The following is a 277-nucleotide window of genomic DNA, read 5'->3' on the forward strand; positions in this document are numbered from 1 at the left end:
TGGATCGTGTCATGCGTCGTTTTGGACTTAGTGGAAAAAGTGTGGTGCCGCTTATTGCAGGTACGGCTTGTGCCATTCCGGCTATTATGGCAACCCGTAACATAGAAAACTGGAAAGAACGTCTTATTACCATTTTGGTCACGCCTTTTACGACCTGTTCGGCTAGACTTCCTGTGTATCTTATTATTATTGCTTTAGTCATCCCAGAGCAACGTGTCTTGGGTATTTTTAGCTTACAAGCACTTACACTCATGTTTATGTATTTGTTAGGTTTTGC

General features: G+C 42.2%; 1 protein-coding gene. It reads left to right on the plus strand.

Annotation, left to right across the window (positions count from 1 at the left end; genetic code table 11):
• On the plus strand, positions 1-277 hold a 277-nt coding region (locus tag ACY2RR_RS24500; protein WP_490110820.1), incomplete at both ends, for a nucleoside recognition domain-containing protein.

The sequence above is a fragment of the Parendozoicomonas sp. 2304DJ65-17 genome, assembly GCF_058148445.1.